Below are 14102 nucleotides of genomic sequence, written 5' to 3'. Positions count from 1 at the left end.
CCGGTGCAGCAGCTGCGTTACTCCCGCGCCACGAACGGCAGCATGGACCGAGGCGGCTTGCCAAGGTCCACTTCATAGGCGTTGGAAATCTGCTCGATGGTCGTGACCAACTGACTGACCGCCTGCTGCACTTCAACAAACATCGCCGCCGGTTCGCCCCCCTTGACCGCAACCCGACTCAGCAGATTATCCATGGCGATGGTACTGGCCCGTCGGCCAGTCAGCACAAACAGCACATCCACCCCACTGTTCGCCAACGCCGCCAGATAGTCGGCCTTGGGGACCCGCTCGCCGCTTTCGTACTTGCCCTGTGCATTGGCCGCCACGCCACCCAACTGACCGATCTCTCGTTGCGAAAGACCCATGCGTTTGCGTTCCTGTCTCAAACGTGAACCTATGTCGCTCATGGCCTGATCACCCCCGTCCCCTTATCAAACGGTCAGTGGTTGCTGAACAGCCGGATCAACCTCATAGATTTACCTGGCGAGCGCCCTGCTGCGCGTGCCGGGGACCCTTCGTCAAGTGTTCTCCTACAATCCCGGCAAAATTTCAACTGGCGTTTATCGCTCCTCGACACGATTTCCGGGTCGTCTCCATTCACGGAGAAATTTGTCCTGCTACAGAGACAGTTATAGCCAACAGTCGCATGGCTGTGAAGGAAACCCGGGTTGCCAATCGCCTGGACCCCACGGCCCTAAAACACGCAAACGAGTGTCGTTCCGTCGTAGCCTCATGATTTAACGAGATTTTATTTTTATCGAAAACATGGGGATTGTGACGCTCAGCGGTCTTCCGTGCTTGCTTCACCGAGTTTGGGTGTATATATTCCCTGCCTTGGCGCTACCGCCCCGATGGCGAAATTGGTAGACGCAAGGGACTTAAAATCCCTCGCCCTCTGGGCGTGCCGGTTCGACCCCGGCTCGGGGCACCATTGATAAATCAATGAGTTGCGAGCTTGTCTGCTCAGCAAATGTGCCGATGAAATTGCCGCAACTCAGCAATCGTGTCGCAATTCAGCGTTTACCCCCTTCTCTGGCGTCCTGCCAATCGCGATCAACTCTTTGCGCCACCGCCATCCGAGAGCACTCGCCATCCAGAACTGCTGCCGGACTGAATCAGCCGTTATAACCCTTTCATGACCGCAAGCTGGCTAATGCCGCGAGCAAGACTCATGAGCAAGCACGGCAGAGCAAGCAGGCCGGAGAACTGGCCCAAAGCCTTTATAGACAAGCGGCTACTGCGCCATTGGATCTCGTGTCTCCGCCCGGATACACTTTGCGCACATGACCTATTTGATTTAGCAGACCGGAATTTTCGCTCAGGGGCATGCCGCCGTCCGGGATCTGCAAGCGAAATCGCAATCGCCCGGCGAATCGAACAGGCCTGCGCAGGTGACCTGAGCGAGGTCAAAACCCGGGTGGTGGGGTATCCGAGATGCGCATCGACGTGGGCCCCGGTTACCGGGTTTACTTCACAATCCGTGACCACGTGCTGATCATCCTGCCGGTGGGTGGCGCCAAATCCACCCAGCGTGCGGATATCAAATGGCCTGGAAGATGGCCAAGGAGGTTTGAACATGAGCGAGATTCTGGTGCCATTCGATATGGCGGCGATGCTCGACAGCGATGAAGCAATCAATGAGTACGTCGCCCAGGTGTGGGCCGAGGGCGATGCTGACGAGCTGATCCGCGCGGTAAGCTATGTCGCCAAGGCCCGCGGCATGGCTCAAATTGCAAAGGATTCAGGCTTGGGCAGGGCCAGCCTGTACAAGGCTCTGGCGCCAGGCGCAAAGCCGCGCTTTGAAACGATGATCAAGGTCATGAATGCCATCGGCATCAAACTGCAGCCGACGGTCGCCCCACATCACTGATCAAGTTATGACGCGGATTTTGCCGGACACCCTGGGACATGGAATCAATCCTACTGTCCCTCAATTGTCCCAAACGCAGCGGCGAATAAAATCCGCCTCAAATGAAAAAAGCCCCGCAAGCCAGAGGCTGCGGGGCTTTCAGTGTGGAGGCCGAGGTCGGAATCGAACCGGCGTAGGCGGATTTGCAATCCGCTGCATAACCATTTTGCTACTCGGCCTGAACGCGCAATGCCAACTTCGACATCAAACGTAATAACACTTGAAACTGGAGCGGGAAACGAGACTCGAACTCGCGACCCCGACCTTGGCAAGGTCGTGCTCTACCAACTGAGCTATTCCCGCGTCTTGGTAACGAGCGCCATTCTATACGCTCAAAAACATTCGTCAAGCCTTTGATTCAAAAACTTATTTTTTTTCTGCGGTGGTTTTCAGGTGCGGCCACGCGGCGCGCAGGTATTGCACCATGGACCACAATGTAAGCCCGGCGGCAATAATCAGCAGCGCATAACCGGACACGACCCAGAAAGACAAGCCCGGCGGGTTGGCGAGCAGGATCACCAGCGCCAGCATCTGGGCCGCGGTCTTCCACTTGCCCATGCTGGATACCGCGACCTGGGCGCGCGCGCCGATTTCCGCCATCCATTCGCGCAGCGCGGAGATCACGATCTCCCGGCCAATGATCACCGCCGCCGGCAAGGCGAGCCATAGATTGGCATGGGTCTGGACCAGCAGCACCAGCGCAACCGCCACCATGAGCTTATCCGCGACCGGATCGAGAAAGGCGCCGAACGGGGTGCTTTGCTCCAGGCGCCGGGCCAGATAGCCATCCAGCCAGTCGGTGGCTGCGGCAAACGCGAACACCGTACTGGCGGCTGCGTAGCTCCAGTGATAAGGCAGGTAGAACAACAGAATGAAGATCGGAATCAGTAAAACGCGCAGAACGGTGATCAGATTAGGGATATTCATCGGCACAACTGGCTACGAGGTGAATCGGCATTCTACTCGCTGTGCAGGTTTGCATAAATCGACTCTGCCAGCTTTTTGCTGATTCCCGGCGCTTTTGCGATTTCATCGACGCTTGCGCGGGACAATTCCTGTAATCCGCCGAAGTGCTTGAGCAGATCCCGGCGCCGGGTCGGCCCGACCCCCGCCACCCCTTCGAGTGTGGAGGTACGCCGTGTCTTGCCCCGCCGGGCGCGGTGGCCGGTAATCGCGAAGCGGTGTGCCTCGTCGCGGATCTGCTGGATCAGGTGCAGCGCCGGCGAGTCGCCGGGCAAGGTGAATTCGTGGGCAGCGTCGTTGAGATACAGGGTCTCGAACCCCGCCTTGCGGGTCGTGCCCTTCGCCACGCCTAGCAGGATCAGGTCTGGAACGGCCAGTTCGTTCAACACGTCGCGAGCCATCGCCATCTGACCTTTACCGCCGTCCACTAGCAGAACGTCGGGCAGTTTGCCCTCACCGTCCATGATGCGGCTGAAGCGGCGTGTCAGTGCCTGATGCATGGCGGCGTAATCGTCGCCGGCGGTGACACCTTCGATGTTGAATCGGCGGTAGTCGGCCTTCACCGGACCTTCCGGCCCGAACACCACGCAAGAGGCTACGGTAGCTTCGCCGCTGGAATGGCTGATGTCATAGCATTCCAGCCGGGTCGGAGGCTCATCGAGGTTCAGCACCTCGCCCAGTGCCTCGAAGCGCGCAGCGACATGTTGTCGATTCGCCAAGCGTGCCGACAGGGCCTGTTCTGCGTTGGTAACCGCCAGCTGCTGCCAGCGGGCACGGGTGCCGCGCACACGGTGACTGATGGTCAGCTCACGACCGCGCAATTCTTCGATCGCCTCGATCAGCGCGGGGAAATCCTCGTTGACGACGTTGACGATCACTTCGGCCGGGAGCTCGCGATCCACGCCGCCCAGGTAGTACTGGGCCAGGAACGCCGACATGACCTCGCCGACTTCTTCCTCGATGCCCACCTGCGGAAAGAAGTTCTTGCTGCCCAGCACCCGGCCGCCGCGCACACTGATCAGATGGACACAGGCGCCGCCCGGGTTGACGAACGCCGCAATCACGTCGACGTCCCCGCTGCCGCCTTCCATGCTCTGCTGATCCTGGACCCGGCGCAGCAACGCAACCTGGTCACGCAGCTCGGCCGCGCGCTCGAAGTCAAGCGCCATGGCGGCTTTTTCCATGGCGGCGTTGAGTTCGTCGCTCAAGGCGTTGCTGCGTCCTTCGAGAAACATCACGGAGTGACGCACGTCCTGCGCATACACTTCAGGCTCGACCAGACCCACGCAAGGCCCCTTGCAGCGCTTGATCTGATATTGCAGGCAGGGTCGGTTGCGGTTCTTGTAGTAGCTGTCCTCGCACTGGCGGACCTGAAAGGTTTTCTGCAGGAGGCTCAGGCTCTCGCGAATCGCCCCGGCGCTTGGATACGGCCCGAAATAACGCCCTTTGCCTTTCTTCGACCCGCGATGGATGCTCAGGCGCGGATAGGCACCGTCGGACAGATAGACATAAGGATAGGATTTATCGTCGCGCAGCAGGATGTTGTACGGCGGACGCCATTCCTTGATGAGCGTCTGCTCCAGGAGCAGCGCTTCGGTCTCGTTGGCGGTGATGGTCGTCTCGATCTGGGCGATGCGGGCGACCAGTGCGCCGGTCTTGGGCGCATGACCGGTCTTGCGAAAATAGCTGGCGAGACGCTTCTTGAGGTTCTTGGCCTTGCCGACATAGAGCAGCTTCCCTTCGGCGTCGAACATCCGGTAGACACCGGGGCGACCACTGCAGGTCGCGAGAAAGGCACTGGGATCAAACGTAAGGGTCATGTTCAGGCGCTGGCATCCACCATGCCGTGACGTACAGCCAGCAAAGCAAGTTCGACATCACTGCTGATCGAGAGCTTCTCGAAAATACGATAACGGTAGGTATTGACGGTTTTCGGGGACAGACACAGCTTGTCGGAGATGGTCTGGACTTTCTGGCAGCCGACGATCATCAGCGCTATCTGGATCTCGCGTTCGGATAGCAGGTCGAAGGGCGAATTGTTGACTTGTGGCTGAAAGGACTTGAGTGCGAGCTGCTGGGCTATCTGCGGGCTGAGATACCGCTGCCCGGCGAACACCAGGCGTATCGCCTGGACCATTTCGGCCAGCCCGGCGCCCTTGGTCATGTAGCCGGCGGCGCCAGCTTGCAGCAAACGGGTCGGGAATGGGTCTTCCTCGCAGGCGGTGACTGCCACAACCTTGATGTCGGGGTGGCTGCGCATCATCTTGCGCGTGGCTTCAAGCCCGCCGATGCCAGGCATCTTGACGTCCATGAGCACCACGTCGGGCTTGAGCTCGCGTACCCTTTTCAACGACTCTTCGCCGGATTCTGCCTGCCCGACGACCTGCAGGCCGTCGATGTCGGCCAACATCCGGGTGATGCCTGTGCGGACAAGATCATGGTCATCTACAACTAGCACCTTAATCAAGCAGACACCTCATGCACCAGTCATAACGATTTGCCGCTCACCATAACAAAAAACCACCCGTTGGACCTAGCGTCGACACATTCAGTCCCCGGCGGTTCAGGTTGCCCCTGCCGGCCGTACGTCCCACGCGACGGGTCAGTCGCCGTCGGAGGAAAGCTCCCTGCCGCTCGCGTAGGAAGCAGACAGCTCCGCCATGGTGGTCGTCAATCGTCTGATTGCATCTTGATCCTCCCTGGTCAGCACACGGTAACTGCCCAGCACTTTTTCCTCGGCCACGCTGAGGTTGTCGACAGCCATGGGGGTGGGCTTTCCGGTCAGGACGTACAGCACGTCTACGCCTCTGGCGGCAACCGCAGCCAGATAATCGGCCTTGGGTGCGCGGTCGCCGCTTTCATACTTTCCCTGAGCGTTGGCTTCCACGCCACCGATCTCTCCAAAGGCACGCTGAGAAAGCCCAAGACGCTCCCTTTCTTTTCTTAGCCTGTACCCGATTCCACTCATTTGAATACTTAACCTTGTTGACGACACCCTTCCGAATGGTAGACTCCGGACAGAATTGAACTGAATTGAACGGTTTTGAACTATGCCCGGAATACGCACCGCTGTACAAGCCAAGGCCTGGCTCGATCAACAAGGGAAATCCGTTCAGGAATTTGCGCGCGAACACAGCATCGATCCGGCAACCACCTACCAAGTGTTGGCCGGCCGCAAGAAGGGTCGCCGCGGCGAAGCCCATAAAGTGGCAGTTCTGCTGGGGATGAAGGTCGGCAGCATCCCTGAACCGGTAAACCCGATGACGGAGTGAGTACCAGCGCTGTCCGCCCACATGCCGAATTTTCGCTGCGGAGCACCGGTTCGCGCCCGCATTACGAGTCGCCTTCTCCTACCAGATCAGTCTATCGCTCCAGACTGGCCAGAACCTGCGCTCCAGGGACGTCCGCGGATCGACGCTGGCGGCAGGCGCGATTGGAATTTCCGATTGAATCCGCCACCTGATGTGGCGTAAGCTCGGGTCAACTTCTGGAGACACACATGTTGCACGCCCTTCCCTCTTCGCTGTCGCATCGCACTGACGTCTGTCGCGTCGTGGTGCCTGCCAGCGCGTGGACGGCGGCGAACACGGTGTCCGTTCCAGTCGATTTTTATTATGGGTATTGGTTTAGCCACTGGCGCGCCTGATACCCCTCCGGCGCCCAGATAAACGGGACGCCAACCAGAGAACTCTCTAACCCCCGGTCGGCTCCCCGACCGGGGGTTTTGTTTTTCCGGGCCCGGATAATTTCAGCTGCACTCAACTGCATGACGAGGATCAAGACATGAACTACGCCACCTATTACCGCAACGACATCGACTTCGCCTGGCGATTTACCACCCTCCGTTCGGGACAGCCTGCCGCCTCCGTTCGGTCACTGCCAGGTGGCATTTCTCTATCCAGCGCCAGCCCGGCGAATTGTCGAACACCCAAGTAGGGCCTGGCGGGATGCGCCCGCCAGCCCAGGAAGCCTGATATGAAATCGTCCGTTGCCGTAAAACCGTCCAGCCTGTCCGCCGCCACCATTGCACTGTGCGACGCCCCCGTTTCCCGTCGCCTGCCCAGTGCCCGGGAACTCAAACACCAGTTGCCGCTTTCGTCCGCCCTGGCCGCCCGTATCGAAGACCAGCGCCGCGCCGTGCGCGCCATTCTCACCGGTGAAGACTCCCGGCTGCTGGTGATCGTCGGCCCCTGTTCGATCCACAATCCGCAGTCCGCGCTTGAATACGCCGCGCGCCTGGCCGATCTCGGCGCTCAGGTCAGCGACCAATTACTCGTGGTGATGCGTGCCTATGTCGAGAAGCCACGCACGACCGTGGGCTGGAAAGGCCTGGCTTACGACCCGCACCTCGATGGCAGCGACGACATGGCCGCCGGTCTGGCCCTGTCGCGTCGCCTGATGCTCGACATGGTCGAGCTGGGCCTGCCGGTCGCGACCGAATTGCTCCAGCCTATGGCAGCCGGCTACTTTGATGACCTGCTGAGCTGGGTGGCGATTGGCGCCCGCACGACCGAATCGCAGATCCACCGGGAAATGGCCAGCGGCCTGCCCATGGCCGTGGGCTTCAAGAATGGCACCGACGGCAGCGTCGGCGTCGCCAGCGATGCCATACGTTCGGCTGCCCACGGCCACCGGCATTTCGGGATCGACGCCTCCGGCCATCCGGCGATCATCGAAACCCCCGGCAACCCGGACACTCACGTGGTACTGCGCGGCGGGCACGCCGGGCCGAATTACGACAGCCAGAGCGTTGCGCAAGTGCGGGAGGCGCTGGCCCGGGACAAGCTGGACGCCAGAATCATGGTCGACTGCAGTCATGCCAACAGCGGCAAGAACCCGCTGCGCCAGCCTGAGGTTTTCAACGACGTGCTGCAGCAGCGCCTCGACGGCGACACCTCGCTGATCGGCCTGATGCTCGAAAGCCACTTGTTCGAGGGCTGCCAGCCCATCGGCCAGTCACTGCGCTACGGCGTGTCAGTGACCGACGGCTGCCTTGGCTGGGACGCAACCGAACAATTGTTGTGCAACGCGGTGGACCGTCTGCGGTATCGCTGACGCACACGAGGGCACTTTTCCGGGAAACGGCGTACCAATTCGGGTACGCTGCTTTCTTTTATATGATTTGGAGATATTTATCATGGCTAAAGCCACTGCCCGTCACATCCTGGTTTCGAGCGAAGAGAAGTGCAACGAGCTCAAGGCACAGATTGAAGGCGGCGCCGATTTCGCTGAAGTCGCCAAGGCCAACTCCAGCTGCCCGTCCAGCCGCCAGGGTGGAGACCTGGGTTCGTTCGGTCCCGGCCAGATGGTCAAGGAATTCGACACCGTTGTGTTCAGCGCCCCGATCAACGTGGTACAGGGTCCGGTCAAGACTCAGTTCGGCTACCACCTGCTGGAAGTCACCAGCCGCCAGGACTGATCCTGACTGCTGACAGTGCCAGACGGCCCGTCCTGTGACGGGCCGTTTTCGTTTGCGCGGCCCCAGCTTGGACGCTGGCATTTCCCGACAAAGGTCGTTACAACGTATGACGATTCGGCGCCGCTGTTACCTGGCGCGCGCCGGTGCTTGCGCCGTCCCCGCTGAAACCCTTCGCCGATACCTGCCAGGATTCGCTTGATGCGCCACGCTTTTCCATCTTTGCTGGTTGCGGGACTGTTCGTGCTGGCGGGCCTGCTCACAGGCCCGGGCGCCGCGACTGCCACGCCGCGCCACGCACTGACCGTCTATGGCGAAGCGCCCCGCTACCCGGCCGACTTTCAGCACTTCGACTACGTGAATCCCGATGCACCCAAGGGCGGCAGCATGCGCCGCTCGGCACTGGAGATCGGCCAGTTCGACCATCTGATGCCCTACATCGACAAGGGCACCGGCGTCGCCCAGATCAGCGGCATGCTTTACTCGCCGCTGGCAGTGCGCTCCCTGGATGAGCCTTACACGGTCTATGGCCTTGTCGCGCAGTGGATGGACCTCAGTGATGATCGGCTGACGCTGCGGTTTCACCTCAATCCCGCCGCGCGTTTCACCGACGGGACGCCCATCACGGCCAACGACGTCAAGTACACCTTCGAGCTGCTGATGACCCAGGGCAGCATGCAGTACCGGACCCGCTTCGATGCGGTGAAAGACGTGCAGGTCGAATCACCCGACAAGATCCGCTTCGAGTTTCGCAACAGTGAAAACCGGACCCTGCCGCTGGACATCGCATCATTGCCGGTGTTTCCCGAACACTGGTGGAAGAGCCGGGATTTCGCCGGGGGCGCGGGCTTCGAGATCCCGCCCGGCAGCGGTCCCTACCGGATCGGTCACGTCGATCCGGGCCGCACCATCACCTTCGAGCGCGATCCGCAGTGGTGGGGCAAGGACCTGCCGGTGAGTCGCGGGATGTACAACTTCGATACGTTCAGCATCGAGTATTTCGGCGATATCGACGTGGCGCGTCAGGTGCTCAAGGCTGGCGCCTATGATTACAACCGCGAGTTTTCCGCCACCGGCTATTCGATTCGCTACGACGGCCCGGCGCTGACCCAGGGCCTGTTGCAAAAAGCCCATCTCGCCAAAGGCGCGGTCCAGAGTTCTCAGGGCTATGTGTTCAACCTGAGCAAGCCGATCTTTCAGGATCGCCGGGTGCGACAGGCACTCAACCTGTTGTGGGATTTCGAATGGACCAATCGGCAGATGATGCGCGACATGTACATTCGTCAGGACAGCTTTTTTTCAAACTCGGAGTTGGCGGCCACGCAACTTCCGACGCCCGCCGAGCTGAAAATCCTCGAACCGCTGCGCGGCAGCGTACCCGACGAGGTCTTTACCCAGGTTTACCGGTCGCCGCGGACCGACGGAACCGGCTTTATCCGCGACAAACAGCTGCAAGCGCTGAAATTGATGGAGGCCGCCGGCTGGACGCCAAAGGGCGACCATCTGGTCAACGCCCAAGGCGAACCCTTCCGCTTCACTTTCCTCAACGCCCAGTCCGGCATCGAGCGCATGCTGCTGCCTTACAAGCGCACCCTGGCCCAGATCGGCATCCAGTTCGACATTCGCCGCATCGATCCGGCCCAGTATCTGAACCGGGTCATGGCCCGCGACTACGACATGATCGTCACCGGTTATACCGTGACCAGCTCGCCAGGTTCGGACCTGTACAACAATTTCGGTTCCGGGGTCGCGATGGACCCAGGCTCGTCCAACTACATGGCCCTGCGCGATCCGGCGGTCGATCGCCTGATCGAAGGACTGGTCAAGGCCGATGATCAGCAGAGCATGATCGAACACGCCCACAGCCTCGACCGGGTGCTGCAATGGAACTACTACTGGATATCCAATTACTATCCGCCCGGCTCTTCGACCGTCTGGTGGAATCGCTTCGGCATCCCCAAGGTTCAGGCCAGCAACAGCGAAGCCATCGAGACCTGGTGGGAAGTGAGTCCCGAACCCTTGACCAACGAACAGTTCGCCGCCCGGCGCGGCGATTCGGCCCTTGCCTCGGAGATGCGCTGAATGCTGGGTTACATCATCCGACGCCTACTGCTGATCATTCCTACGCTGCTGTGCATCCTGCTGGTCAATTTCTTCATTGTTCAGGCGGCGCCCGGTGGGCCGGTCGAACAGGCGATCGCGCGTCTGCAGGGCATCGGCGGATCGTCGATCGGTTCAGCCTCGGAAAGCGCCGGTAGTGGTTCCCGGGCTTCCAGGGGGCTGGACCCCAAGCTGATCAAGGACATCGAGCGGCAGTACGGCTTCGACAAGCCGCTGCATGAACGCCTGTGGCTGATGCTGAAGAACTACGCACGACTCGATTTCGGCACCAGTTTTTTTCGCGGCGCAACGGTGACTGACCTGATCCTGCAAAAGATGCCGGTGTCCCTGTCGCTGGGCCTGTGGGCGACGTTGCTGACCTATCTGGTGTCGATCCCGCTGGGCATTCGCAAGGCGGTCAGGCATGGCAGTCAATTCGATATCTGGAGCAGTACCGCCATCATCATCGGTTACGCCATGCCGGCCTTTCTGTTCGCCATGCTGCTGATCGTGGTGTTCTGCGGTGGCACTTCGCTGAACTGGTTTCCGGTGCGCGGTCTGGTCTCCGATAACTTCGATCAGCTGTCGACCACGGGCAAGATCGCCGATTATTTCTGGCACCTGGTATTGCCGGTCAGCGCCCTGGTGATCGGCGGTTTCGCCACCCTGACGCTGCTGACCAAAAATTCGTTTCTCAACGAGATTACCCGGCAGTACGTCACCACTGCCCGGGCCAAGGGCATGAGCGAGCGGCGCGTCCTCTACGGACATGTGTTTCGCAATGCGATGCTGCTGGTGGTGTCAGGCATACCGCAGGCGTTCATCGGCGTGTTCTTCGCCGGATCGCTGCTGATCGAGGTGATCTTCTCCCTGGACGGTCTGGGCCGCATGAGCTACGAAGCCGCCGTCTCCCGAGACTATCCGGTGGTATTCGGCTCGCTGTTCATCTTTACCCTGTTCGGCCTGCTGATAAAGCTGGCGGGCGACGTGTGCTACACCCTGGTCGATCCGCGCATCGATTTCAGCGCGAGGCGCGCATGATGAGCCGCCTTTCTCCCTTGGCACGGCGCCGACTGGAACGCTTTCGTGGCAACCGGCGTGGCTGGTGGTCGCTGTGGCTGTTCTGCGCCCTGTTCGCCCTGACCCTGGGCGGCGAGCTAATCGCCAACGACAAGCCACTGGTCGTCAGTTATCAGGACCAGCTCTACTTCCCTGCCTTCAAACGCTACACCGAACAGGCGTTCGGCGGCGAACTGCCCTTTCAGCCCGATTACCGCAGCCAGTACGTGCAGCAACTGATCGGCAAGGCCGGCGGCTGGATGCTGTTCCCGCCCATCCCCTTCAGCGCCGACACGCCCAATTACGAGCTGACCGCCCCCGCGCCCAGCGCGCCTTCGTCGGACAACTGGCTGGGTACCGACGACCAGGCTCGCGACGTGCTCGCGCGAGTGATCTTTGGAACCCGTGTCTCGATTCTGTTCGCCCTCGCGCTGACCGCGATCAGCGCACTGATCGGTATCACTGCCGGCGCGTTGCAAGGCTATTATGGCGGCTGGGTCGATCTGATCGGTCAGCGCTTGCTGGAGGTCTGGTCCGGGCTGCCGGTGCTGTATCTGCTGATCATTCTGTCGGGCTTCGTCGAGCCTGACTTCTGGTGGTTGCTGGGCATCATGGCGCTGTTCTCCTGGCTGGCGCTGGTTGATGTGGTGCGCGCCGAGTTCCTGCGCGGCCGCAACCTCGAATATGTCAAAGCCGCGCGGGCGCTCGGCCTGAACGATCGCACGATTATCCGCAGACACATTCTGCCCAACGCCATGAACGCGACCCTGAGCTATCTGCCCTTCATTCTGACCGGCGCCATCTCGACGTTGACGGCCCTGGATTTCCTTGGCTTCGGCATGCCCGCCGGCAGCGCTTCGCTGGGCGAACTGATTGCCCAGGGCAAGCAGAACCTGCAAGCGCCCTGGCTCGGCCTGACCGCCTTTTTCGCACTGGCATTGATTCTGACGCTACTGGTATTCATCGGCGAAGCGCTGCGCGATGCTTTTGATCCGAGGTCCTAGATGCCGGAAAACCTGATTGAAATTCGCGACCTGAGCGTGGCCTTCAATGGCCAGCAGGTCGTTCGACATCTGAATCTGGACGTCCGGGCCGGCGAGTGCCTGGCGTTGGTGGGCGAGTCCGGGTCCGGCAAGTCCGTGACCGCGCACTCGATCCTGCAACTGCTGCCCAAGGCCGGAACCCTGTGCACCGGCAGCATCACCTGGCGTGGCAAACAGTTGCTCGGCGCCAGTGACCGCACGCTCCAGGAACTGCGCGGCAACCGCATCGCGATGATCTTTCAGGAGCCCATGACGTCGCTGAACCCGCTGCACACGATATCGCGCCAGATCGGCGAAACCCTGCTGCTGCACCGTGGCATCGGCGGCCGCGAGGCCGAGGCGCGAATTCTCGAACTGCTGGAGCTGGTCGGCATCCAGCAGCCGCACAAACGCCTCAAGGCCTATCCCCATGAACTGTCCGGCGGTCAGCGCCAGCGAGTGATGATCGCCATGGCGCTGGCCTGCGAGCCAGAGCTGCTGATCGCCGACGAGCCTACGACGGCGCTAGACGTGACCGTGCAGCGCAAGATTCTGCTGTTGCTCAAGTCTTTGCAGAAACGCCTGAATATGTCGTTGCTGTTGATCAGCCACGATTTGAACCTGGTGCACAGCATCGCCCAGCGTGTCTGCGTGATGCGTGCCGGGGAAATCGTCGAACAGGCCGACTGCCGGTCGTTGTTCCGCGCGCCCCGGCATCCGTACAGCCGCCTGCTGCTGGATGCCGAGCCTGGCGGCGAGCCGCTGTGCCGCGAGACTCGCGAAACGGTGCTGGAGGTGCGCAACCTGCGGGTCTGGTTTTCGCTGGCCGGCGGCTGGCTGCGCCGGCATCGGGAATACCTCAAGGCTGTGGACGATATCAGCCTGAGCATCGAACGCGGCAAGACGCTGGGCATCGTCGGCGAATCCGGGTCGGGAAAATCGACACTTGGTCAGGCAATCCTGCGGCTCCTGGAATCTCATGGCAGTATCCGTTTCCAGGGCCAGGCGCTTGAGGGCCTGACCCGGAAACAGATGCGGCCTTGGCGCAAGGAGATGCAGGTGGTGTTCCAGGACCCCTACGGCAGCTTGAGTCCGAGGATGTCGGTGGCGCAGATCATCGCTGAAGGGCTGGAAGTGCATGAACGTCTGGACGCCGCGCAGTGCGACGCGGCGGTGGTGCGGGCACTGGAAGAAGTCGGTATCGATCCGGACAGTCGTCACCGGTATCCGCATGAATTTTCCGGCGGACAGCGTCAGCGGATCGCAATCGCCCGGGCCTTGGCGCTCAAGCCGGCGCTGATCCTGCTCGACGAGCCGACCTCGGCACTGGACCGCACGGTGCAGAAGCAGGTGGTGACGCTGTTGCGCGAGCTGCAAGACAAGCATGGGCTGACGTATCTGTTCATCAGCCATGACCTGGCCGTGGTCAAGGCGCTGGCCCATGATGTGATCGTGGTCAAGGACGGCCAGGTCGTCGAGCGTGGCGCCAGCCATGAAATATTCGACGCGCCCCGCCATCCTTACACCCGGGAGCTGCTGGCGGCGGCGCATCCGCAGTTCAATGCGCCGGCGAGCAGTGGTAAAGAATCATAACGGGCTTTCTGTGCCGCCAGATGCCGGCTCAAGGACGGTG

13 protein-coding genes and 3 tRNA genes are annotated in these 14102 nt (G+C 60.9%); 9 read left to right on the top strand and 7 right to left on the bottom strand.

Going from position 1 to position 14102, the window contains the following annotated elements; translation table 11 throughout:
* Positions 1–17: 17 nt before the first annotated feature.
* Positions 18–407 carry a helix-turn-helix domain-containing protein gene (locus TRP66_RS17640; RefSeq protein ID WP_333405126.1) on the bottom strand — a complete coding sequence of 130 codons (390 nt, stop codon included), beginning with the start codon at positions 405–407 and terminating at the stop codon, positions 18–20.
* A gap of 438 nt (positions 408–845) precedes the next feature.
* On the opposite strand from TRP66_RS17640, the gene TRP66_RS17635 reads away from it, so the two are divergent.
* Both TRP66_RS17635 and TRP66_RS17625 read left to right on the top strand, forming a co-directional pair.
* Positions 846–931 (top strand) — tRNA-Leu (locus tag TRP66_RS17635).
* 645 nt (positions 932–1576) lie between these two features.
* Positions 1577–1870: an addiction module antidote protein gene (locus tag TRP66_RS17625; protein WP_333405124.1), complete on the top strand. Its 294-nt coding sequence runs from the start codon at positions 1577–1579 to the stop codon at positions 1868–1870.
* 144 nt (positions 1871–2014) lie between these two features.
* Here the strand turns inward: TRP66_RS17625 and TRP66_RS17620 are convergent.
* From TRP66_RS17620 to TRP66_RS17595, 6 genes are all read right to left on the bottom strand, one after another.
* Positions 2015–2088 (bottom strand) — tRNA-Cys (locus tag TRP66_RS17620).
* Between the two features lie 48 nt (positions 2089–2136).
* Positions 2137–2212: transfer RNA gene (locus TRP66_RS17615), tRNA-Gly, on the bottom strand.
* Between the two features lie 63 nt (positions 2213–2275).
* Complete coding sequence (gene pgsA / locus TRP66_RS17610) at positions 2276–2836, bottom strand: CDP-diacylglycerol--glycerol-3-phosphate 3-phosphatidyltransferase (RefSeq protein WP_333405122.1); 561 nt, start codon at positions 2834–2836, stop codon at positions 2276–2278.
* Positions 2837–2868: 32 nt separating this feature from the next.
* Complete coding sequence (gene uvrC / locus TRP66_RS17605) at positions 2869–4692, bottom strand: excinuclease ABC subunit UvrC (protein ID WP_333405120.1); 1824 nt, start codon at positions 4690–4692, stop codon at positions 2869–2871.
* 2 nt (positions 4693–4694) lie between these two features.
* The gene (gacA, locus tag TRP66_RS17600) at positions 4695–5339 is read right to left on the bottom strand and encodes a response regulator transcription factor GacA (RefSeq protein ID WP_333405118.1); all 645 of its coding nucleotides are present in this window, start codon (positions 5337–5339) and stop codon (positions 4695–4697) included.
* A 135-nt stretch (positions 5340–5474) separates the two neighbouring features.
* Positions 5475–5840: a helix-turn-helix domain-containing protein gene (locus TRP66_RS17595; protein ID WP_333405116.1), complete on the bottom strand. Its 366-nt coding sequence runs from the start codon at positions 5838–5840 to the stop codon at positions 5475–5477.
* 82 nt (positions 5841–5922) lie between these two features.
* Here TRP66_RS17595 and TRP66_RS17590 point away from each other — a divergent pair, with 82 nt between their 5' ends.
* The 7 genes from TRP66_RS17590 to TRP66_RS17560 all read left to right on the top strand — a co-directional run bounded on the left by TRP66_RS17590 (position 5923) and on the right by TRP66_RS17560 (position 14062).
* The gene (locus TRP66_RS17590) at positions 5923–6144 is read left to right on the top strand and encodes a DNA-binding protein (protein WP_333405114.1); all 222 of its coding nucleotides are present in this window, start codon (positions 5923–5925) and stop codon (positions 6142–6144) included.
* 703 nt (positions 6145–6847) lie between these two features.
* On the top strand, positions 6848–7927 hold the full coding sequence (locus TRP66_RS17585) for a 3-deoxy-7-phosphoheptulonate synthase (protein WP_333405112.1): 1080 nt from the start codon (positions 6848–6850) through the stop codon (positions 7925–7927).
* 82 nt (positions 7928–8009) lie between these two features.
* Positions 8010–8291: a peptidylprolyl isomerase gene (locus TRP66_RS17580; RefSeq protein ID WP_264427973.1), complete on the top strand. Its 282-nt coding sequence runs from the start codon at positions 8010–8012 to the stop codon at positions 8289–8291.
* Positions 8292–8489: 198 nt separating this feature from the next.
* Positions 8490–10370, top strand: a complete 1881-nt coding sequence (locus TRP66_RS17575; protein ID WP_333405108.1) for an extracellular solute-binding protein — start codon at positions 8490–8492, stop codon at positions 10368–10370.
* Positions 10371–11429 (top strand): microcin C ABC transporter permease YejB, encoded by a 1059-nt coding sequence (locus TRP66_RS17570; RefSeq protein ID WP_333405106.1) that lies wholly within the window; start codon positions 10371–10373, stop codon positions 11427–11429. It begins immediately after the preceding gene.
* On the top strand, positions 11429–12451 hold the full coding sequence (locus TRP66_RS17565) for an ABC transporter permease (RefSeq protein WP_333405104.1): 1023 nt from the start codon (positions 11429–11431) through the stop codon (positions 12449–12451). The genes TRP66_RS17570 and TRP66_RS17565 overlap by 1 nt, the downstream gene beginning before the upstream one ends.
* Positions 12452–14062: an ABC transporter ATP-binding protein gene (locus TRP66_RS17560; RefSeq protein ID WP_333405102.1), complete on the top strand. Its 1611-nt coding sequence runs from the start codon at positions 12452–12454 to the stop codon at positions 14060–14062.
* Positions 14063–14102: the final 40 nt, after the last annotated feature.

It is taken from the genome of Pseudomonas sp. JDS28PS106, assembly GCF_036706555.1.
Lineage (GTDB): Bacteria > Pseudomonadota > Gammaproteobacteria > Pseudomonadales > Pseudomonadaceae > Aquipseudomonas.
The sequence above is the reverse complement of the archived record's forward strand: the minus strand, read 5'-3'. Positions and strand labels throughout refer to the sequence as shown.